The following is a 21,820-nucleotide window of genomic DNA, read 5'->3' on the forward strand; positions in this document are numbered from 1 at the left end:
ACTGTCACGCCGCTCGTCGCCTGAAAGCGCGCGCGGCGACAATCACCGGGCAACATGGGTCATGCACATCGAGCATTGCCGAATTCAGCTCATGCTCCGCCAAGCCATAGAGAAACCCGGTAGCCGAATAGGCGTTTCCATAGTGGCGGACTTCGACATTCTCCACCCCGAACCTGTCTGAGAGAAGCCGGCCCAGCGCCGCCGGGGTTATCGACCAGAACCAGCTCTCGCCCCATTCTCCTCGGTCAATCGGGCTTACCCAAGGGACCGTGACCAGAAGCACGCCTCCCGGTTTCAGCATCCGCCATAGGGTTGCAACCGCGACAGGCATGTTGAAAAGGAGGTGCAGGGTCTGGGTGAGCACGATGCAGTCAAATGTCTCGAGCGGCAGGTCGTCGCCGTTGGCCAGATCGCCAACGAAGGTCGTCAGCGGGTGGCCTTCATATCGGTTTAGAACGTCGCTCCTGGCAACTCGACTGCCTCCGAAGCGGGTCGTATAGGCGTTGTCCCCGATCTCCAGAACCCTGCCGGATATGTTCAGCGAACATGATGCGAGGAAAGTCTCGACATAGCGGCGGTCCACTGGCTTGCCGCGATCAAAACCGAAATTTGTGCTGAAGGGCAGCGGGCGGCTGAGGTCACCGAACCGGACGCCCGATCGGCGCCGACTTGACCAGCCCTTGAAACGCTGCCGCAGCATCATGGTGGTCTGCAATGGCGCTGCGAGCGAAACGGCAATGGTGTTCAGGAGCTGACCGCCGAGCGAAGAACGGGATCGAACCGCTGTACTAAGCTGTCCCAGTTGCATGTGCGCATAATAGCGTTTCCAATTTTCGACGCCCTGATGGTAGGCGGCCGTCCAGTCTGGATTGGTCCGCGCAAGATTCCTCTGCCGGCCAAGGACTTTGAGCGCCGCGCGCAACATCATCGGATTGCTGTTGGACATATTCGTTGCGTGCCTGCGGTAATCTGCGAGACACTCCGGGGTGCATGCGGCCTTGTTTGCCCGAGACAGGCGAAGGTAGACGTCGTAATCCTCGCAAGCCCGCAGGGATCGGTCAAATCCGCCAGCAGCCTCCAATGTGCTACGCCGATAGAGCACTGTCGCATGCATTCCAATCAGGTTGCCGGTCAAGAATCCGGCATACGGGTCCTCTCCCACCGGCCTCAGCGGAACTGAATTCCTGACTGCGCCGGCCTCATCGATGTAGCAATAGGCTCCATAGACCAAGGCGCAATCCGGACTGTCATGGAACAAAGCAAGATTGGTAGCGAGCGCCGTCGGGCGCAGCCTGTCATCGGCATCCAGGAACGCGATGAATTCGCCACGTGCTGCCTTCATTCCCGTATTGCGGGCAGCGGCTAAACCCTGGTTTCCTTGGCGGATGTAGTGGACGTCGACATACCGGCGAACAACATTTTCGGGATTGTCCAACGAACCATCGTCCACAACGATGATCTCATCGGGCCGCACGCTCTGGTTCCGGACACTGTCGATCGCTTCCGCGAGAAATCGAGCATGGTTATAGGTCGTAATGACAACCGAGACACAAGCTGCGGCGGGTCTGACGGTCATCTTTCGCCCACTTGGCTCCGCGCAGTCGGGTACCCGGCAAAGGTTAGCCATGCGACTGAGCGCCGACATGCCTCCTCGAAGCCGACCACCGGCTGGTATCCGAGCTCGCGCTCGGCCTTGGCCGACGGGAGTTTCACCCGACACCGGTGCAACAGCGCACGTTCTTCAGATACCTTGATCTTTGGAGCCATAGGCGGCCTCTGATCGAGCCCTGATTTCCGCCACTCGGCATAGCCTACCTTTAGTCCTCTACGAACGGGTCTCGGGAGGCTTCGGACAAGCCGCCGGTAAAGGTCGCCATCTCTCAGCCATTGTGTCCAGTTCGGCGCGAATGACAATGGCGCGGAAACCGAAATCGCAGCCAGGTCGAAGCCCAATGCCTCGGCGATCGGGCGGCAAAGATCTGCCCAACTTATCCGTTCGCGGTCCCCGACCAGATAGGTTCGCCCAGCCGCCTCGGGCACTTCGATGGCAAGCTTGATCGCATGAACGACATTGTCGACATAAGCGCTGTTGCAGATGCCATGGCCGCCATCCACCAGATAGGCAGAGCCGTCGAGGAGATCGTTGGCGAAGCCCCCCGTCCAGCTGGAGCGCGGGCCAAAGACAATTCCGGGCCGCAGCACCACCACCTGGACTGCACCGTCCCGTGACAATTCCCCGAGACGACGTTCAGCACGAACCTTGGCATTGTTGTACTCGACCGTCTGGCCGTCGTGCAGCGCGCTCGTTTCGTCCGTTCCGGGCGGCGGCGATTGGCCATGAACGGATGCGCTACTGAGGTAGACCAGGCGAACGACGCCCGCAGCGGCGGCGGCACGATAGACAGGCTCGACGGCATCGACGATCGTGCGACTATCACCGGCAACTGCATGAACAACGGACTGACAGCCAAGAAGGGCCGCAGTAAGAGCCGGAACGTCATGCGCGTCCGCCACCCTTCCATCGATCGCAAAGCGGGACAGGCTGGCGAAAGCACTCGGCCTGCGAACGATCGGCCTCACCTCAGCCCAGCCGGAAAGATGCAGCAACTCCACTGTCCGGCAACCTATGAAGCCGTTGGCGCCAAGCACGGCAACAGTGCCGGTCATTGTCTGGTCTCGGCGGAAGCAATGACGTGGCGAAAGTCTTCTGCTCCGAGCCAAGGCATGTCCAGCCGTTTCCGTCTGGCATAGCATTCCTCGATTCGCTTGAGCACGTTGCGCCCCGCTGTGGCTGACCCGGAAAGGAGGGTTCCATTTCGGACCGTGTCGACCAAGTCCGAAATCTGATCGCAGAACGCGTCGACGAAATCGCGCGACCGGTCGTCGGTGTCGGTGAAGGAGGCGGTGGCTGCCGTGCGGCATCCTTTCAAGGCGATCTCTACAAGCTCAGTCTCATTGACTGCCCAAGAAATCGAGCCACGTTCGCCCTCAAGACGGTAAAGGTTGGGACGAGCCCAATCACGGCTCAGCCGGACCGTTGCCTCGAAGCCGCCAAAACCTAACCGGACAAGGCAGTTCGCCTCGACGCCGCCCATTGCGTCATCGGCGTAGTGGATTTCATGGGGCTCTCCGAACCACCAGGTCAGGAGGTCAAGGCAATGCGTGCCTATGTCCTGAAGCACGCCACCGCCGGATTCCGCGCGGCTGAAATAGCTCGTCGAAGCGACAGGCCACTGGAAAGGGCCACCCTCAAAACAACAGACACCTTGAATTTTTCCGATCAATCCGCCCTCGACCATGGCCTTTATCGATCGGGTGGCAGGGAACTGCCTTCTGACGAGGCCTGTTGCCACATGCAGATTGTTGGCTGCCGCTACCGCGAGGATAAGGTCCGCGTCGGAGCTGCTCGTGGCCATCGGCTTCTCGCATAGAACATGCATGCCGGCCCGCAACGCCTGCATCGACTGATCAAGATGGTATCGAGGCGGGGAAGCGATGATCGCCACATCGGCGCCCACAGCCAGAAGGCCGTCGAAACTGGCTGCAACCTTCGCTCCGGGCAGCCGCGCCTGTACGACCGCGGCGGATTTCGCTTCGGGATCAAAGATGGCTGCGACTGCGATCTGGCCTCTGCCTTGAAGGCGCGACAGCGCTTCCGCATAGTAGAGCTTCGTGACGGCGCCACATCCGGCCAAAACGAGACGGACAGGCTCACCTTGCCGCAGCCGTGCCGGCTGCCGTTGCACAGTTTCAATTTGGGCGGACAATCTCGCCTCCCTGCTTCGCAACGAGCCGCAGCATACGTCCAATTGTCTTGAGCGACGGATCGAGTTGGAAGGCTTCACTCATTTGCGCGAGGCATCCAGCCCAATCACCAGAGCCAAGCAACCGCCGCCCGGTTTCGAGAGCGCTTTGCGAATAGGTCCGCCGAGCCGATGCGGCGACATCGTCCGCGAGTTCGCTTGGAAGATAGCTCTTGAAAATATCAATCGCCATTCGCGTGTAGGCCATGTCCGCGGCACTCCGGATATGGCGTCCTGTATTCGATTGCGGGTGCATCCGATAAAGCGCAAGGGCTTGCGGTTCGTACCAGACGGGAAAACGAGAAGCGATGCGTATCCACATCTCCCAGTCTTCGCTGCATTTCAGCCGCCGGTCGAAGCCGCCGAGTTCTTCGTAGACCGCGCGTCGGACCGCGATGGACGGCGTCATGATGCGCTGTTCGAGCGCCAATCGGACCACCGCATTCTCAAGCCTTCCGGAGATTGACTGCATTGCAGGTTCGATCGACAACTCCTGTCCGTGGGCGTCCATGAAGACCGTCCGGCAGAACGCCGCTCCTACTCTCGGATCCGCATCGAAACCCCGACCGAGCAATTCGTAAAATTCTGGTCGGACGGCATCGTCGCCGTGCAGGAGATGGACAAGTTCCCCGTGGGCTCGGCTCAGACAGGTATGGAAGTTGCCGATGTGGCCGAGGTTTTGCGGCTGGCGGAAAAAGCCGACACGCCTTCCCCCGATTTCGTTCACGACTTTTTGCGGATCGTCGGACGAACAATCGTCAACCACTTCGATCTGCATATGAGCCGGGTCAGGGGCTTGCGCGAGCACGCTTTGCAGCGTTGAGGCAAGAAAGCGGGCGCTATTATAGACGGGGATCATCACCGACCACTTCGGACGAACAGCCGCCTGTGGCAATGACGGGACCGGATCGCGATTCTCGAAGTTGCGGAAAGCCGTCATCTCCCGAGCACCGAGGATTTCAGCAGGAGCAGTGCCAACCGCGCGATATCGCGTTTCGGCACGTTGTTTCCGCCAGTGCCGCTTCGCAGCAATCGTAGGAAGCACGATCTGGCCGACGGCAAGTCACCTCCGTTCAGATACTGCTTCGACCATTCGTAAAAGTAGCGGGAACAGCCGCCACGGGCAAACTGTGCCCCACGGGCATCCATGACATTCGCCATTCGCCGGTAGAATCCCTCGATCGCATCAAGCCTGAGCGGGCTTGGCAGCGCCGATACAAGCCCACCCGGGTGCAGACGATAGATACCTGCCACCTCGTCGACAAAGGCGAGGTCTGCTGTCTTTGCGCAATGCACATACAGCGGCCAATCAGTAATCGGAAAGAAATCTGCATACCAAGACGGTACATCCCGAACGCACGCGGTTCGCATCATACTGCCGCAAGTGGCGAAGGGATTGCCTTCCCAAATTTCCCTTTGTGTGATTAAGGGCTTCTGATCCCGTGGCGTCCACCGCCGCGACGTGATCTCGTCGCCGTGCGCCACGAGCGCATTGTAAAATATGGCCGAGAGCTCAGGATGCGCGTCAAGATGGGCCACCTGATCTCGCAGCTTGGTCTTGGATGTCCACAGGTCGTCGCCATCAAGGATCGAGACATAGCGCCCGCGCGCAACCCGGAGTCCTCTCGCAACGACCTCGTTGGATCTCAAATTGCTGCCAGAATAGATCGCCGATAGTCTTTCGGGATAATCGGATACATACCGCTCCACGATCTCCCGGGTACCGTCCGTCGAAAAATCTTCGCTGATCAGGATCTCGACACCGGATTCCGTATCTTGCATGAGAACGCTGTCGATCGCTGCCGCTACGTAGCGAGCGTGATTGTAGGTGACAATGAGCACGGTCACACTGACCGTCGGTTCATTCACTGTCCGCTCAAAAGTGCATTCTGCCCTCTGAGCCAAATTGCGGCCCGACGACATCTGCTCTTCCGACAGCAGCAGCTTCTTCATTCCAAGCCTCTAAGGAGAAACGGGCTGTCTGAGCCGCTGCCCTCTTGGGGCATTGCAAAGGTTCCTCGTTCGGGATGCTGCGCCAAATAGCCTCCGCAGGGTCCAAGTTTGCTGTCCATTGCAGCCAGATTGTTGAGCAAGGCACGGTAATCGGTATTCTCGCCGCGATCGAAAAGCTCATCGACAGCGTAGTCCCAGAACGGTTTCCCGATCCCCGAGCTGCGGCCTTCGCGTTCCAGTTTGGTTCCTTGTTTCGCCTTGCGCCGGAAAATGACAAGCGTCGCACCGACGACTTTCGCGAACTGCGAGGGCGATCGCCAGAGCACTCTGGCGAAGTTCATGCCGACGGCAGCAAAGCGGCGCCTTTTAAGCCCGAGCCTGGCGATCTCGACATCGTTACGGAACATCACATCCGATAGGATCGGGCTCACCATCTCGCTGCAGCGAGCAAAGAGGCTCTCGAGCACCATCCGACGCGAGATGAGCATTCGGACGAAATCTTGCGACATGGCTCCTGGCGTTCGGCGGTATCCGACCAAGTGCTCCTTGACGACATCGAATCGGTATTTCGAGGCGATACTCAATTGGAGGAAGAAGTCCTCACAACCCTCCGCACCGTTTTCGCGCAGTCGCGAGGAATAGCCACCCATTTCGAGTAAGACATCGCGCCGGAACATTGCCGAACTTCCGTGACCGATAAAGTTCTGTCCGAGATGCTGCATGAATACCCATCCGTGCGGGTGCATGCGCTTAGGCGTAATGATCGCCTTATCATCGGCATCAATCGTCCGGTAAAGCGTATAGACAAGCCCAACATCATTGCCTGCTGCAGCGAAAACACGCAGCTGCTTTTCGAGTTTGGTTGGGTGCCAGAGATCGTCGGCGTCTATAGGTGCTATATAGATGCCCTTGCTTGCACGTATCCCCGTATTCCGCGCCGACGCGACGCCACTGTTCTTCTGTTGGAGCAGCTTGATACGCGGGTCGTCATTGGATAGTCGGCGGACGATTGATGCAGTTTCATCAGTCGAACCGTCATCAACGACTATTATTTCGATGTTTCTGTAGGTCTGGTTTATCACCGACGCCAAGGTGCGTTCGATAAATTGTTCTGCGTTGTAGGCAGGGATAATGACAGCCACGAATGCGTGAGTAGGACATTGTGAGTTGCTCGTAGAACAACTCCCCTTGGTGCGGCCACTTCCCTTCACTGTCACCCGGCCTCTGAGCTCTGCATGTACTGCTAAACGGCCGCTGTCCGGCTCACTAACATTTGGGGCCACGCACACTGGACGGCCCTCGCGCGGCCTTCTTAGGTGGCCGATCCATTCTCTTTGTGCCACAGCCCATAGCGTATTTTCCTTTCGCCCCTGGCCGACTTGGGGTTCGAAAACTCACGCAATAGCCCACGCTGCACCCTGACTAAGTGACCCAAAATGATCTCGCCCGTGCGTAGAGCCGCCCACGCAGAGTGGCGGATCCGAGAGTATCTGCTGTTTCCTGCAATCTAGGCCCCTGGATGGCGAGTAGATAGATCGTCAAAAGCGGTACCCGTTAAGGAAAATTCGCGACCGTTTCGGGATGCCGCGAGAATAAACGGTCTCTTTGCTGCGCGCGTTCACGAATGTCACGAGCTGACTGAATCGCACCCAAGACTGCGGAAATTCGCCTTCCATCTGGAGTTCGCCCCTGGGACCGGACAAATTGAACAAGCAGGATTGCCGGCTGATGGCGCGCGATCAACCTACTACGATCAGCCCGGCACCGCCGTGGATGACACAGCGCTCGTCGAGACGATGGGTCAAATCTCCGACAGCTTCGAAGCTTACGGCTATCGCCGCATGCAGGCGGCGCTGCGGCAGCGCGGCATCGTCGTCAGCCCCAAGAAGGTCAGGCGGTTGATGCGCGAGCGTGATCTGCAGCCCAGGATCAGGCGCCGCTTTGTCGCTGGCTGCCTCCGCCCGCCCGATGATGAAGAGCGGGGATGCCTCGCCCTGATCGATGCGGCACAGGAATTTCCAGATAGACCTTACTGCCATCGTCGAAGGGCGCGCGTCGGCCTCACCCGGTGCCCCGGCAACGGCCGCCTTCGGCGGCAGGACATCGCCGTATATGTCACGACCTTTGCCGGGAAGAATGCTTGCGAATCGCTGCGGAGATCGCCGCCAGGCCACCCCGCAGTTCGTCCTCAAGAGGATAGAGGAAGCCGACACGCATGTGGTTGCGCGGCATCTCGAACCAGTGGCCCGGACCGACATAGGTGCCATAGCTTTCCAGCAGGTCGGCGTAAAAGTCGTCGAAATCGAATCCCGGACCATGACGGAAACGGGGGAAGCAGACCACGCCGCCCTGGGGCTCGACCCATTCGATCAGCTCGTCGCTCTCAATCCAATCGCGCATGATGGCAAGGCGTCCGGCCAGCACTGGCGCCTGCGCGGCGAGGAAGGCGTCGCGGCCTTCCAGGATGCGGGCGCCGATCCACTCGTCGACGACGCTGCCGCAGATGCCGATCTGCTCCTTCGCCGCCAGGAAGCGCTCCATCAAGTGCACGTCGCGCGTCATGATCCAGCCCACGCGGATGCCCGGCGCGCCGTAAGCCTTGGACAGCGAAGCCACACTGATCGCGGCGGGGCTGAGCGAGGCAGCGGGGGGCAGCATCTCGCCATGGGTCAGGTCGCGGTAGGTTTCGTCCACCAGTAGCCTGCATCCCGCCTTTTCGACCAAGGCGATCAGCGCGTCCAGTTGAGGGCGGCCGATCATCGTGCCGGTTGGGTTATGCGGGCAGGTGATGCTGATATAGCGGGTGTTCGGGCGCAGAGCGCTGGCGACGGCATCGATGTCGAGGCCGAACCGATCGTCGAATTTGAGGTCGATAAAGGTGATGCCGCAGCCGATGGCGCGCGGCGTCTCGATGTTAGTGGCATAGTTCGGCCGCACCACGACAAGATGGTCGTCGCGCGATAGAAGCGTGGTGGCGATGATGAACAGCGCGCCAGCGGCGCCGGCGGCCACCAAAACGTTGTTGGGGCCGAGGCCCTTGCCCTGCGCGGCTACCAACGCCCGAAGCTCAGGGTCGCCGCGATGCTCGCCATAGGGCAGCAGCAGGTCAGGGACGGAGAGATGGAAATCGGACAGCTTACGGTCTCGTACGGAGCTTTCCGACAGGTTGAAGCGAATGCGGTCATAGCCGTATTCCTCCGGTGATTCCTTCTCGATCACCATGCGTGCGTAGTCCATGCTTTCCCCCGTCAGGCTGCCAGCCGGGCGACGGCCAAAACGGCCTGGTCGACCTCGTCTGCTGTGGTGTAATGCGATAGGCCGAGCCGAGCGACGCCGCCTTGCTCGCGCAGGCCGAGCAGGCCGGAGGCTTCATAAGCGTAGAAATCGCCGGCCCAGCCGAAGATGTTTTCGCCCGCCAGCGCGGCTGCGATCTCCTGCGGCGACCTCTTGGCCAGCCGGAAGCTGAAGGTGGGCACACGGGCGTCCAGCCGGTTGCGGCTGGCGATGCCGCAGAGCTTGAAACCGGGAATGCCGGCAACACCCGCCAGGAACCGGTCCATCAGTCCGGCTTCGTAGTCGGTCGCCGCCTCCAATCCCGCCACGATGCGCTGGCGCAGCGGCGCGGCAACGTCGACGCCGGCGCACTGCTCGCCGAGCCAAGCGATGTGCTCGATCGCCGCCTGCGTGCCGGCCTGCGCCTCGAAGGAGGGAGTGCCGGGGGTGTGGCGCCACGGCATGTCGAAGGAGGCGGGCCGCACCTTGAGCGGCGTGAGCCGGTCGCGCAGCTCCGGCCGTATATACATGACCCCGGCGTGCGGACCGAAGAACTTGTAGGCAGAGCATGCGAGCAGGTCGCAGCCGATCGCCGACACGTCGAGGGCCAAATGCGGCGCCGACTGCACGGCATCGACCATGGTGACGGCGCCGGCAGCTTTACCAGCAGCCACGATACGGGCAACGTCGTTGACGGTGCCAAAGATGTTGCTCGCGTGATTGCAGGCAACCAGACGCGTGCGCGGGCCGATCAGTTCGTCCAGCATGTCGTAGCGATATTCGAAGGTTTCGGTATCGAACTCGAGCCAGCGGACGGTGACGCCACGTTCCTCGGCTGCGATGATCCACGGGCCGACATTGCCATCATGGTCCATGCGGGTAAGCACGATCTCGTCGCCCGGTTTCCAGTCGCGTGCCACCATGCGCGAAAAATGGAAGATCAGCGAGGTGCTGTTGAGGCCGAAGACGATCTCGTCCGGCTGTGCACCGAGCAAGGCGGCCGCCGCTGCATGCGCTCCCACCAAGATGCGGTCGCTATCACGCGAGGTGTGGAAGGCACCGCCCTCGTTGGCGCAGCTTCGCAGCATCACCTCGCTCATGCGCTCGACCACGCGTGCCGGTACTTGCGAGCCGCCCGGCGCGTCGAGATAGATACGTGGCTTGCCGTCGTCGGTGATCGCCAGCGCCGGGAAGGCCCCGCGCACCGCCTCGATGTCCCATCGTCCAGTCGTCATGGAATTCCCTTTCAGGTCGGTCGCACCGCCGCGATCGCGGCCGTCAGTTCGTCGTAGTCGAAATTCCCGCCGCACAGCACGATCGCATTGACTTGGCCGCGGTACCGTTCCGGGTGCTTCATCAGCCCTGCCATCGCTAGGCCGGCTGCACCCTCGACCAATAGATGCTCTTCGATCGCGAGACGGGCGAGCGCGCCGGCGAACTCGGCTTCGGAACAGATGACCACATTGTCAACGACCGACCGGGCGAGGCCGAGCGTGACTGAATCCTCATCCATGCCGCCGGCGACGCCGTCGGCCAACGTCGGCAAGTGCTCGACATCGATCACCTTGCCCGCTTCCATCGACGCTGCCAGCGCCATGCTGTTGGCGGCCGCGCAGCCGATGATCCGCGTGCGCGGACTGAAGGCCTTCATCACGGCGCCGATGCCGCCGATCAACCCGCCGCCGCCCATGGCGATGAAGACATTGTCGATACGCGAATGCTCTTCCAGCAGTTCGAGCCCGATCGTGCCCTGGCCAGCAACAACGTCGGGATCGTTGTACGGAGATACGTAGACGAGTCCCTTCTCCTCGCCCAGGCGGCGCGCGTGCGCCTCGGACTGGCCGCTTTCGTCGCCATGCAGGATCACGTCGACGCCAAAGGACCGTATGCGCGCCAGTTTGGCCTTCGTGACATTGTGCGGAAGCACGACCGACAATTTTCGGAACAGGCGCGACGCCGCAAAGCTGGAGGCTATGCCGTGGTTGCCGGACGAGGCGGTGACGAACGGCCGGCCCCCGGTCGCATCGTCCATCGCGGTCAGCTTCGAGAAGGCGCCTCGCGCCTTGAAGGAGTTGGTGAACTGGAAATTTTCGTATTTGAACAAAACGGTGCTACCGATCGCGTCGCCGACGGCGGACGCGCCCAGCAGCGGCGTCTTCGCGATGTGGCCGCGGATGCGGGCATGCGCCCGCACGGAACGCGCGGCAGCGGCGGCGATGTCACCTTCGTTCGACATGGTTCTGTCCTGGGTCAAGAGTTTGCGGCTGTGCCGGCGCTCGCGAGGATGGCGCTGGCGATTGCCGCGTCCTCTGCGCCGAGGCCGGTCAGGTCGGCGATGCTGATGTCACCAGGCTTGCGCGTCAATGAGCCAGTCCGCAGCGATACGCCGATCTCACCGATCCGCTCTGGCTCGACGAGGCCGGCCGCGATGGCATGAGCGAACTCGCCATGGTCGATGCTCTGCAGGGCCGAATCGGCGAGCAACGTGTTGGCGCGCGCGACCAGCGTATTCTCCAATTCCTGTTTGCCGGGCGCATCGGCTCCGATGGCTGTAATGTGCGTGCCGGGCGCGATCCATTCAGCGCGCACCAGCGGCGCGGTCGCGGGCGTCGTGGTGACAATCACTTGTGAATCGGAACAAAGGTCGGCGAGCGAGCCGACTGGCGATACCTGGAGGCCAAGGTCGGCCACGTCGGCGGCGAAGCGTCCCGCCGCCGCTGGCGAGCGGCCCCATACCGCGACCGAAAGCGGCTCGCCGTGAGCCAGCGCTCGCAGCGCGCGTAACTGCATGCGTGCCTGGGTTCCGGTGCCGACGATGCCGAGGCGCGTCGCGCCCTTAGGCCAGCACAGCCGGGTCGCCAGCGCGCCGGCATAGCCAGTGCGCCAGTCGGTCAGCATGCCTTGGTCGAACAGCAGTGCTACCGGTTCGCCTGTCATGGCCGACAGCGCCACCATCATGCCGTTGCCGCTTGGAAGGCCCTTGGTCGGATTGTCGTAGAACCCAGTCGCGACTTTGACGACGAAGATCGACGCGCCCGATACATGGGCGCATTTCACATGGCAATCGCCGTTCGCCGCCGCGAATCCCATGTGGACGACGGGCGGCTGCTGGACTGCCCCGGCGCTGTAGGCGACGAGGCTTTCGCGAACGGCCGCAATACCGGCGGCGTGGTCGAGCCGCCGCAGGATCTCCGCCCGGTCGAGGATGAGCGGCATGTTTGCGGCTGGCCTAGCCATGGTCGTTCCGTTCAGGCCGCCGAGCGGGCAAGGCCGCGCAGGAAGAGCTGCACACGTTCCAACCCGCCTTCCAGGACATGCGCCGGCGCGCCGATGCCGACGCGGAAATAGCCGTCCATGCCGTAGACGTCGCCCGGCGCGACAAGCACGCCCTGCTCGTCCTTGACGCGATGCGCCAGCTCGGTCGAATTTATCGGCAAGTGATAGCGCACGAATGCCATGCCGCCTGCCTGCGGCGGCGCCAGCGAGACCAGCCCCTCGTTGGCGCGGACCCAGCGCACCATCATGTCGACATTGCGTGACAGGAGGTCCCGGCTGCGGTCGAGGATCGCCTTGCGGCGCGCCGGCTGCAACACCATCGACGCGACCAGTTCGCTGACCGCGCCGGTAGTGATGGAGGTATAGTCCTTGCGCTGCCAGGAGGCATAGATCTCGGCAGCGGGGCCGACCAGCCAGCCGATGCGCAGGCCCGGCATCGCCATCGCCTTCGACAAGCCGCTGGTGACGATGGCTTTCTCATAAAGGTCGACGCTGCTCGGCGGCTCGAGGGTACCGTATTCGGCTCCCTTGTAGACCTCGTCCGTATGTAGCCAGATGCCGTTGGTGCGTGCGATGGCCACAATTTCCCCGAGCAGGTCCGCCGGCACCACGCGTCCGGTCGGATTGTTGGGCGTGCAGAGCGTGATGACCTTGGTGCGGGGCGAAATCGCCGCGCGGATGTCGGCCGGATCGGGCAGCCAGCCCAGTTCCTCGCGCAGCGGCACATCACGTACCACCGCGCCGAGCGCCTTCGCCCATCCCCTGATCTGCAGGTAGTTGGGGACGACGACGATGATCTCGTCGCCCGGCTCCAGCAGCGTCATCGCCATCAGAAAATTGGCTTCGGCCGAGCCGTTGGTGACCATCACCTCGTCGGCCGTACGATTCTTGTATGTGGCCGCGATCGCCTCGCGAAGGACGACGGCACCGTTCGTCCAGCCGTAACCGAGTTCGGCGGCAAGCACCTTTTCGCGTTCCTCCGGGCTCAGCAGTTCGTTGAGCGAATAGGGGTGTACCCCGCTATCGGAGAGGTTGTACTCGACGATGTTCTCGTAGAGCGACTGGATGCGTTCGAGGGTGAATTCTTCGATCTGCATGTGTGTACGATTCCTCTTCTTCAGGAAGCCGCGCGGGCCGGTGAGGTCGCGTTGGCCAGGATGCCTAGCACAGTTCTGTGCAACTCAGGTGTGGCGCTGGCCACGACGGAACGGCGGCCGGAACGGATCGTCAGCTCGCCGCCCTGCCAGTCGGTCATGACGCCACCGGCGTTACGCACGATCGGGATCAGTGCGCAATAATCGAAGGCGTCCAGCCCCCCGTCCACATTGATGTCCAGCGCGCCGTCGGCGACGCGGCCATAGGCATGGCAACCGCCGCCATAGACGCTCCAGCGCACCTGGCGGCGCAGCCTCTTGTAGGCGGCCGTATCCTTGTCGTCGAAGGATTCCGGGTTGCCGTTGCCGACAAGGGCCTCGCTAAGGTCCTGGCAGGCGCGCGTGCGTACGGGCTTGCCGTTGAGGGTGGTCGGCGAACCGTCGGCGCCCAGCCAGCGCTCGTTGGTGACGGGATTGTCGATGACCCCGAGCATGGGAACGCCGTTGCGGGCCAACGCGATCAGCGTGCCGAAGGTCGGAATGCCGGTGATGAAGGCTTTGGTGCCGTCGATCGGATCGATGACCCAGACCCATTCCGCGTCGAGGCCGACGGACCCAAATTCCTCGCCGAGGATGCCGTGGTCGGGATACGCCTCCTGGATGCGCGCGCGCAGCCTCTCCTCGACCTCCCGGTCTACCGCGGTGACAGGGCTTGCATCGCCCTTGGAAACGAAGCCGTGTTGCTCGCTGAGCGCTTCCTGGATTGTCGCCCGGCTGACGTCTGCCAGCGAACCGGCGAAAGCCGTAAAGGTCTTGGGGTCAGATGCCGGCATTGTCGGCTCCCTCTATGAGTGGGGTTGCGGGTTCGTCCAGAGGACGCGTGTGTCGTGAAAGCCTGTATTCGAGGGCGCGCAACGCCGTGGTGAGCACGTAGGTAATGGTGAGGTAGATAAGCGCCGCGGTGATGAAGAGCTCATAGGGCGCGAAGGTGCGGGCGACGATCGTGTTGGCGGCGCCGGTCAGCTCCATGACGGTGATGGTCGAGGCGAGTGATGTGGATTTCAGCATGCTGACCACCTCGTTGCCGTAAGCCGGCAGGGCGATGCGGAAGGCGCCCGGCAGGATGATCGTGCGGTAGGTCAACGCCGTCGACATGCCGCAGGCACGCGCCGCCTCGATCTCACCGGCTGGCACCGCCTCGATGGCGCCGCGCAGGATGTAGGCGGTGTAGGCGGCCGTGTTCAGGCTGAAGGTCAGAATGGCGCAGACCCAGGCCTGGCGCAGATATGGCCACAGAAAGCTGTCGCGAACGACCTCGAGCTGGGCGAGACCGTAATAGACAAGGAAGATCTGGACCAGGAGCGGCGTGCCGCGGAAGAAGTAGATGTACCAGTGCAGCAGGAGGCGCACCGGCGCCGGGCCGCTGACGCGCAGGATGGCGACGGGAAGTGCCACCGCCATGCCGCAGAAGAGTGAGGCGACGAGCAGTTCGATCGTCGTGACGGTGGCCGATAGCAGCGCCGGCAGGCTCTCGACCATAAGCTCGAAGTTCATCGCGCCAGCTTCCTCTCGCCGCGCGTCGCACGCCGTTCCAGCGCGTCGACAATCGAGGTGTTCAGTATGGTGAGCAGGAGGTAGATCAGCGCCGCGGCGAGGTAGAAGCGGAAGGGTTCGCCATTGACCTGCGTCGCCATGGTGGAGATGCGCATCAGCTCCTCCAGCCCGACGATGGAGATAAGCGACGTGTCCTTGATGAGCGAGATCCAGTTGTTGCCGAGGCCGGGCAGCGCGTAGCGCCACATCAGCGGCAGGCGGATGTGGATGAAGCTGGTCGCGGCCGACATGCCGAAGGCATCTGCCGCCTCGATCTCGCCCTTGGGGATGGCGAGATAGGCGCCGCGCAGCACCTCGGCCGCGTAGCCGCCGAAGACCAGGCTGAGCGCGAAGACGCCGGCCGGCATCGCCGGCACTTCGAGAAAGCGGATGCTGGGGTCAATCATCTTCGCCAAGCCGGTCAGGGCCACCGTGCCGCCGAAATAGGCGATGAGGATGATGAGGAGTTCGGGCGTGCCGCGCACGACCAGAGTGAAGCCCCGGCCGATGGCGCGCAGCACACAGTTCGAGGAGAGCTGTGCCAGCGCGCCGAGAATGCCCCAAACGAGGCCGACCGCCAGCGACAGCAGCGCGACCTCGACGGTGGTCATGAGCCCGCGCGCGACCTCCAAACCCCATCCCTGGAAAATGTCCATCTGCCGCTCCTGCGGTGGCAAGAAGAAAGACGCCGGCCATCGGGTGAAATGGCCGGCGATGAACCGTACGGCTCGGCCTAGTTCGATGCCGGCAGCACGCTGAACGTCCAGTACTTGTCGTTGATGGTCTTGAACGTGCCGTCGTCGATCATGGCCTTCATCGCCTTGTCGAGCTCGTCGCGCAGGCCGGCATCGTCCTTGCGCATGCCGATGCCCACGCCTGGCCCGAAATACTTCACGTCCTTGATCTCCGGACCGATGAATTTGTAACCCTTGCCTCGGTCCTTGTTGAGGAAGTCGTTGGCGAGCTTGATCGGGCCGGCGAAGACGAGATCGGTCCGCTTGGAGGTCAGGTCGAGCAGCATGTTGTCGGCCGTGTCGTAGAGCTGGATCGTGGCCTCAGGAAAGTTGTCTCGCATGTAGTTCTCGTAAGTTGAGGCACGCTCGATCCCGATGGTCTTGCCCTTGAGACCATCGGGGTTGGGCTTGCCGTCGTCCGTCAGCGGCTTGGCATCGCTTCCGTCCGGACCGACGAACCGGGCGGTGGAGGAGCGGTACGGGATCGAAAAGTCGATGCTCTTCTTGCGCTCGTCGGTGATCGACATCGACGCGGCGAGAAGATCGAACTTGCCGGCGACAAGGCCCGGAATAAGCGAATCGAAAGGCATGCAGACAAAGGAGGCGTCGGCGCCGAGGCGCTTGACAACTTCCTTCGCGACATCGATGTCGAAGCCGCGCAACTCGCCGTTCGCGTCCTTGTAGTTGAACGGCGGGTATGTGCATTCACTGCCGACGCGCAGGTCGCGCGCCGAGACCTGCGTGGCGAAGGCGGCGAGGCCGGCCGCAAGCATCAAGACAAGTTTTTTCATCATGTTCCCCTGTTGTTTGTCCTGTTCAAAGAACGCGCTGCAGGAAGGCCCGGCAGCGCGCCGATTGCGGATCGCCGAGAACCTGTCCCGGCGGGCCGCGCTCCTCCACCATGCCCTGGTGGAGAAAGAGCACCTCGCGCGAGATCTCGCGCGCGAAACCTATTTCATGGGTGACGACGATCATCGTGCGTCCTTCTTCGGCGAGCGTGCGCATGACCGAGAGCACCTCGCCGACCAGTTCCGGGTCGAGCGCGGAGGTCGGCTCGTCGAACAGCATCAGCTTCGGCTCCATCGCCAGCGCGCGGGCGATGCCGACGCGCTGCTGCTGGCCGCCGGAAATATGCGCGGGGTAGTGGTCGCGCTTCTCGAACAGCCCGACCTTGGCGAGATAGGCCCCGGCTCGCTGCCGGGCCTCCTGTTTGGACAGGCCGAGCACCTTCATCGGTGCAAGCATCACGTTGTCGAGCACGGTGCGCTGGCTCCACAGATTGAAGCTCTGGAAGACCATGCCGATGCGGCTGCGGATGCGATTGATCTGGCGCGCATTCAGCTTCGCGCGCCCCGAACTGCGATCCAGCGTCAATTCCTCGCCTTCCACCGCGATCGTGCCGGCGTCGGGAATTTCCAGAAGATTCATGCAGCGCAGGAAGGTGCTCTTGCCCGACCCGCTGGCGCCGATCATGGTGATCACGTCATGGGCATGGGCGACCAGGTCGACGCCTTTCAAGACTTCCAGAGCGCCGAAGCTCTTACGGATGTTATTTGCCCGCAGGACGGTGTTTTGGTCCATGTCCACTTGGTGCCCTTGCCTCCCGATCGGCTGGACACGGAGATTGTCCCGGAAGCGCGGCTGCCCAAAGAGCCAATTTCGCCGACGGGCAGCGGACCAATTCCAGTCCCGTGGGCTGTGAATGCGTCGTCAACCGTGTTCGAGGATAGTCTGCGCGAGGATGTCGACGCAACGCGGGATGCGGCGGACCGACGTGTTGCCGAAGCCCAGCACAAGACCCCTCGGCTTGGTTTCCCGGCGTGCGTAGCGCGAGAGTGGTGGGCAGTCCAGCCCCTTCTGGAGCAGTGTTCGCGATACGGCCACGTCGTCAAACGGTTCGCGTGCGTGGACGGTCAGGTGCAGGCCGGCGTGAACGTCGGGAACGTCGAAGCCGTCTCGCAGCTTTGCGCGCAGGCATTGTGTCAGGCAGGCGGCGCGATCGCGGTAGATGGTGCGCATACGCCGAAGGTGCGAGGCGAGTCGCCCCTGGTCCATGAAGTCGGCGACCAGCGCCTGGTCCGGTAGCGGTGCGTAGAAGGAGAAAATACGCTGGGCGAGGGCGAACGCCTCGACCAGCGGCATCGGCGCGATCAAATAGGCGAGCCGCAGGCCGGGCGCCAGCATGCGGTTGAACGAGCCGGCATAGATGACCCGCCGCGGATCGCGCGCGTAGAGCGTCGTCTGCGCTTCGCCCGACCAGCGGATCTCGCTATTGGAATCATCCTCGAATATCCAGCCGGGCCGGTCCGCCGCCCAATCAAGCAGCTTTTGCCGGCGATCCGACGTCATCGTGCAGCCGAACGGCCATTGCTCGGTCGGGGAGACAACGGCCATACGCGCCTCTCGGACCATCACGCCGGCGGCTTCTGTATCGAAGCCTTGCCTGTCGAGCGGGGCGGGAACGGTGACAAGGCCGAAGGCTTCCAGCGTGGCGATCTCGGGCATGTGGCAAGGATCCTCGACCAGAACGGTGTCGCCGCGGTCGAGCAGAACATGAGACGCGAGAGCGGCCGCTTGCAGCGTATTGCCGATGACGATGATCTGTTCGGGACGACAGTTGATCGCTTTAGCCTCCGCCAGATAGCCCGCGATGCGGGTGGCCAGCAGTGGCGCGCCGCGCGAATAGTCATAGCCGGTGTGGGCGCTGGCGTGCTCGCGCCAGCGGCGGCTAGCGATCTGAGCGAACTCGTCATAGGGGAACTCGTTCAGCGCCGGCACGCCGGCGCTGAGATCGTAGGTCTCGATGCGTTCGGCTGGCAGGTTCATGTCGAGCAGCGCCTGGCCGCGGCGCGAGGGTGCCGGGAGCGCATTTGGACCTGACACCGGTATGACCGCCGTCTCGGCTCGGGGGTGATTGTCTTCCGGCAGCATGGTTTCGACGAAGGTGCCGGCGCCGATCCGACGTGCGACATAGCCCTCCGTGGCAAGTCGCTCATAGGCGAGGACAACGGTGTTGCGCGAGAGCCCGAGTTCCTCGGCCATGACGCGGCTTGGCGGCAGGCGCGCTCCTGGCGCCACGATGCCATCCCGTATCCAGCGGCGTAACTGCTCGAAAAGTTGCTCGTTCAACGGCGTGCCACGGCTGCGGTCGAAGACGATCCTGTTCCAGCTCGGATAGTTGAAAGCGTGCATGTCTGTTCACCGGCTACGGCGGGACCTCACGAGCGGCGACGCAGCCATAAGGATGATCTTCCTATCGAATTGAAATCACCCTATCACATGACGAACGATGAGCAGAAAGCCTTCTCTGCATGCGTCGAATGCCAGCTTTCAGCCACTGGCAGCGTTCACCAAATGGCCGAGATGCACGCGCAAATTGTTCACGGCTCCACTCGTGAAGTGGAGCCGCTCTTGATCACACCTCAGTTGCCTCGGCAAGTTCGAGAGCATCTTCTACATCGACTCCCAGATAGCGGACCGTGTTCACGATCTTGCTATGACCGAGCAAAGACTGGATGGCTCCCAGAGGATAACTGACCTCAATCCAACAAGCATGTTTCTGACAGCTCAGCCTCCGCACGTCGACAGAGCCGGTTTGGGCGGGCCCGGTCCTTTCCGAATGATTCTCTCTGCTGCTCAGCCGCCGCCAAAGGTTTGTGCCCCTCCGAGCACAGGAACCGTTATTGACCGCTGAATGCCGCAAAGCTTTTTTCGAAGCGGTCGACGACATCCTCGATATCGGACATTGCCAAGCAAAGCGGCGGACACATGCGGATGACATTGCGGTACGGTCCCGAGCGGCTGGCGACGAGCCCGTTGCGGCGCGTTTCCTCGAAAATGGCGAGCGTCTCCTCCGGCGCCGGCTCTTTCGTCGCGCCGTCCTTGACGAGTTCGATCGCAAGCATAAGCCCACGGCCCCTGATATCGCCGATGATTGGAAAGCGCTCCTTCATGTCGTTAAGGCGACCCTTGAGCACCGCGCCAACATCCCGGGCGTTCTCCTGGAGTCGTTCCTCTTTTATGACCTTTAGCACGGCTCGGCCGGCCGCGCATGCCACCGGATTGGCGCCATAGGTGTGGAACAGAAATTTATCGGCCATGGATTCAGCGACATCTCGCTTGGCGATGACCGCGCCGAGCGGGATGCCGTTGCCCACACCTTTGGCGATGACGACGATATCGGGCACAATGCCATGGGATTCAAACGCCCAGAAGGCATCGCCGGTTCGGGCGACACCGGATTGCACTTCATCAATGATACAGAGACCGCCGGCCGCGCGGACACGCTCGACAGCGCCGGCAATGTAGCCCGGCGGCATCGGCACGATGCCGCCATAGCCCTGCACCGGCTCGATAATCATGCCGGCCAGCCCGCCGCTGGTTGAACTCGCTATGGCGCGCTCGACCTCGTCGAGATAGGGCTGCAAGCCTTCGCCATGAATGCCGCGATACTGGTTGGGCTCGGCCACGAAAGTGACCCCGCCAAGCTGGGGCACGGGATGGCGAAAACCCGCTATCCCGGTCACCGACTGCGCGCCGAAAGTGGCGCCGTGATAGCTCGAGGCAAGCGCCAGCATGTCGATGTTGCCGGTATGCGAGCGCGCCATCAGCAGCGCAAGATCGATCGCTTCGGCCCCGCTGTTGGTGAAATGTACGACCCAATCGTGACCGGCCGGCATCGTTGCCACCAGTTCCTCCGCGTACTGAGCCGGAACCGGGTGGTAGAACATCGTCGTGCAATGCGTCAGTTCCGCCAGTTGCTCGGTGGCCGCCTTGACCACCTGCGGATGCGCGTGGCCGACCGAGATGCAAAGGTTCATGCCGAGCAGGTCGATGTATTTACGATCCTTCTCGTCCCAGACATACTGGCCCTTGCCGCGCTTGAGGATCAGCGGGTCCTTGTAAGGAACGAACTTGCGCTGCGTGGCCGAATAGAAGCGGTTCCGCCGATCGACGATGGCCTCGGTCGACCAGTCGATGTCCAGGTTGGAATGGACGTGCGGAGCGTTCATGCCGTGTCTCCCGTGTTGCGAACTCCTGGATTGAAAACACGGAATGCGCGGCGCGCACACCGCCAAACCTCCTTATCAGGATAACTGATGGAGTTGATTAGTCATGCGACGAGGGGCGATCGACGGCATAGCAGTCGGCGGGAAGGCCAGGCAGGCGGGTGCTGATCGCGTTGGTCAGCACTTCCGCGGTACGCGTGGCGAAAGCCTCGGGGAGGTTTCCGAGCTCCCGCTCGCGCGCGACCAGAAGGATGTTGCGCGACAGCCCGGTGAACGGCAAGGGATGGACGTCAATCTCCATACCCTCCGCCAGCCCGTCGATGAGCAGGGTCGGCGTCAGGATCGCAAAGCCCATGCCGGCCGCGACCGGCGCCATCACCACGCTGGAGCGGTCACCTTCCATGGCACGCGGGATCTCGATGCGCAGGCGGCTCAGATGCTGGTCGACGCGCAGGCCAACCGGCGTCTCGCGCGAGAAGCGCACGAAGGCGAGCTTCTTGGAGAGCTTGACGATGTCACCGACATCGCCGGCAAAACCCTTTGGCGTCACCAGCAGGAATTTTTCGGTCATCACAGGATAACGCGTCAGTCCCTCGATCTCGAACAGCTCGCCGGAGGTGACGGCGAGGTCGGCGCGGCGGGCCCGCAGCAAGGCGACGTGGTCGGTCGCCAAACCCGCGAACAGGCTGAGCTCGGGAATGCCGAAACCCTTGCGGGCAAGGACCGAAAGCGCCGGCGCCAGCGTGGTCGCGATCGACGCCAGAAGCGCGATGCGCAACAGCGGCAGCGGTGCTGCATTGACGCGGCGCGCGTCGGTGCGCAGGCCCTCGACCTCGGCGAGTATGGCAACGGCGCGGCGATGCAGCGCGATGCCGGCTTTGGTGAGCTCGATCGGCCGCAAATTGCGATCGATCAGGCTGACGCCGAGCGCGCTTTCCAGGTTCTTCAGGTGCTGCGAAGCGGCCGATTGCGTCATGCCCAGCATCTGTGCCGCTTGGGTGACGTGCCTGGTCTCGACGATGGCGACGAAAACCTCGATCGATCGGAAAAGGTTGAAATCGAAACTGCCGCTCTTCACCCGCAAC

The 21,820-nt window shown here is 62.4% G+C and carries 20 protein-coding genes and 1 pseudogene; all 21 read right to left on the minus strand.

Features of this window, described 5'->3' with window-relative positions:
* Positions 1 to 4 precede the first annotated feature (4 nt).
* The 21 genes and pseudogenes from FJ949_RS26710 to FJ949_RS26805 all read right to left on the minus strand — a co-directional run bounded on the left by FJ949_RS26710 (position 5) and on the right by FJ949_RS26805 (position 21,813).
* On the minus strand, positions 5 to 1,576 hold the full coding sequence (locus tag FJ949_RS26710) for a glycosyltransferase (protein ID WP_140500665.1): 1,572 nt from the start codon (positions 1,574 to 1,576) through the stop codon (positions 5 to 7).
* Positions 1,573 to 2,667, minus strand: a complete 1,095-nt coding sequence (locus FJ949_RS26715) for an NAD-dependent epimerase/dehydratase family protein (RefSeq protein ID WP_181173161.1) — start codon at positions 2,665 to 2,667, stop codon at positions 1,573 to 1,575. The genes FJ949_RS26710 and FJ949_RS26715 overlap by 4 nt, the downstream gene beginning before the upstream one ends.
* On the minus strand, positions 2,664 to 3,767 hold the full coding sequence (locus FJ949_RS26720) for a Gfo/Idh/MocA family oxidoreductase (RefSeq protein WP_181167229.1): 1,104 nt from the start codon (positions 3,765 to 3,767) through the stop codon (positions 2,664 to 2,666). The genes FJ949_RS26715 and FJ949_RS26720 overlap by 4 nt, the downstream gene beginning before the upstream one ends.
* Positions 3,751 to 4,743, minus strand: a complete 993-nt coding sequence (locus FJ949_RS26725) for a glycosyltransferase (protein ID WP_140500668.1) — start codon at positions 4,741 to 4,743, stop codon at positions 3,751 to 3,753. Before FJ949_RS26725 ends, FJ949_RS26720 begins: the two co-directional genes overlap by 17 nt.
* Positions 4,740 to 5,756 (minus strand): glycosyltransferase, encoded by a 1,017-nt coding sequence (locus FJ949_RS26730; protein ID WP_140500669.1) that lies wholly within the window; start codon positions 5,754 to 5,756, stop codon positions 4,740 to 4,742. The genes FJ949_RS26725 and FJ949_RS26730 overlap by 4 nt, the downstream gene beginning before the upstream one ends.
* Positions 5,753 to 6,898, minus strand: a complete 1,146-nt coding sequence (locus tag FJ949_RS26735) for a glycosyltransferase family A protein (RefSeq protein ID WP_181173163.1) — start codon at positions 6,896 to 6,898, stop codon at positions 5,753 to 5,755. Before FJ949_RS26735 ends, FJ949_RS26730 begins: the two co-directional genes overlap by 4 nt.
* 597 nt (positions 6,899 to 7,495) lie before the next feature.
* Positions 7,496 to 7,795 carry a hypothetical protein gene (locus FJ949_RS30905; protein ID WP_181172171.1) on the minus strand — a complete coding sequence of 100 codons (300 nt, stop codon included), beginning with the start codon at positions 7,793 to 7,795 and terminating at the stop codon, positions 7,496 to 7,498.
* Between the two features lie 76 nt (positions 7,796 to 7,871).
* Positions 7,872 to 8,993, minus strand: a complete 1,122-nt coding sequence (locus FJ949_RS26745) for an aminotransferase class I/II-fold pyridoxal phosphate-dependent enzyme (protein ID WP_140500671.1) — start codon at positions 8,991 to 8,993, stop codon at positions 7,872 to 7,874.
* An 11-nt stretch (positions 8,994 to 9,004) separates the two neighbouring features.
* Complete coding sequence (locus FJ949_RS26750) at positions 9,005 to 10,264, minus strand: cysteine desulfurase-like protein (RefSeq protein ID WP_140500672.1); 1,260 nt, start codon at positions 10,262 to 10,264, stop codon at positions 9,005 to 9,007.
* 11 nt (positions 10,265 to 10,275) lie between these two features.
* Positions 10,276 to 11,265, minus strand: coding sequence for a pyridoxal-phosphate dependent enzyme (locus FJ949_RS26755; RefSeq protein ID WP_140500673.1), 990 nt, complete (start codon positions 11,263 to 11,265; stop codon positions 10,276 to 10,278).
* A gap of 14 nt (positions 11,266 to 11,279) precedes the next feature.
* Positions 11,280 to 12,266, minus strand: coding sequence for an ornithine cyclodeaminase family protein (locus FJ949_RS26760; protein ID WP_140500674.1), 987 nt, complete (start codon positions 12,264 to 12,266; stop codon positions 11,280 to 11,282).
* Between the two features lie 11 nt (positions 12,267 to 12,277).
* A complete protein-coding gene (locus FJ949_RS26765) occupies positions 12,278 to 13,402 on the minus strand; it encodes an aminotransferase class I/II-fold pyridoxal phosphate-dependent enzyme (protein ID WP_140500675.1) in 1,125 nt (374 codons plus the stop codon).
* Positions 13,403 to 13,422: 20 nt separating this feature from the next.
* Entirely contained in the window at positions 13,423 to 14,232 is an 810-nt protein-coding gene (gene hisN / locus FJ949_RS26770; RefSeq protein ID WP_140500676.1) for a histidinol-phosphatase, read from the minus strand.
* Positions 14,219 to 14,953 carry an ABC transporter permease gene (locus tag FJ949_RS26775; protein WP_140500677.1) on the minus strand — a complete coding sequence of 245 codons (735 nt, stop codon included), beginning with the start codon at positions 14,951 to 14,953 and terminating at the stop codon, positions 14,219 to 14,221. The genes hisN and FJ949_RS26775 overlap by 14 nt, the downstream gene beginning before the upstream one ends.
* Entirely contained in the window at positions 14,950 to 15,648 is a 699-nt protein-coding gene (locus FJ949_RS26780; RefSeq protein WP_140500678.1) for an ABC transporter permease subunit, read from the minus strand. The genes FJ949_RS26775 and FJ949_RS26780 overlap by 4 nt, the downstream gene beginning before the upstream one ends.
* A gap of 77 nt (positions 15,649 to 15,725) precedes the next feature.
* The gene (locus FJ949_RS26785) at positions 15,726 to 16,517 is read right to left on the minus strand and encodes a transporter substrate-binding domain-containing protein (RefSeq protein ID WP_181172169.1); all 792 of its coding nucleotides are present in this window, start codon (positions 16,515 to 16,517) and stop codon (positions 15,726 to 15,728) included.
* Between the two features lie 25 nt (positions 16,518 to 16,542).
* Positions 16,543 to 17,307, minus strand: coding sequence for an ATP-binding cassette domain-containing protein (locus tag FJ949_RS26790; protein ID WP_140500680.1), 765 nt, complete (start codon positions 17,305 to 17,307; stop codon positions 16,543 to 16,545).
* A 129-nt stretch (positions 17,308 to 17,436) separates the two neighbouring features.
* A complete protein-coding gene (locus tag FJ949_RS26795; protein ID WP_140500681.1) occupies positions 17,437 to 18,918 on the minus strand; it encodes a PLP-dependent aminotransferase family protein in 1,482 nt (493 codons plus the stop codon).
* A gap of 223 nt (positions 18,919 to 19,141) precedes the next feature.
* Positions 19,142 to 19,252: pseudogene (locus FJ949_RS30910) on the minus strand (integrase); the annotation flags it as partial.
* A gap of 154 nt (positions 19,253 to 19,406) precedes the next feature.
* Entirely contained in the window at positions 19,407 to 20,738 is a 1,332-nt protein-coding gene (locus tag FJ949_RS26800; protein WP_140500682.1) for an aspartate aminotransferase family protein, read from the minus strand.
* Between the two features lie 97 nt (positions 20,739 to 20,835).
* The gene (locus tag FJ949_RS26805) at positions 20,836 to 21,813 is read right to left on the minus strand and encodes a LysR family transcriptional regulator (protein WP_140500683.1); all 978 of its coding nucleotides are present in this window, start codon (positions 21,811 to 21,813) and stop codon (positions 20,836 to 20,838) included.
* Positions 21,814 to 21,820: the final 7 nt, after the last annotated feature.

Source organism: Mesorhizobium sp. B2-4-1, from assembly GCF_006442185.1.
In the GTDB taxonomy this organism is placed as follows: Bacteria; Pseudomonadota; Alphaproteobacteria; order Rhizobiales; family Rhizobiaceae; genus Mesorhizobium.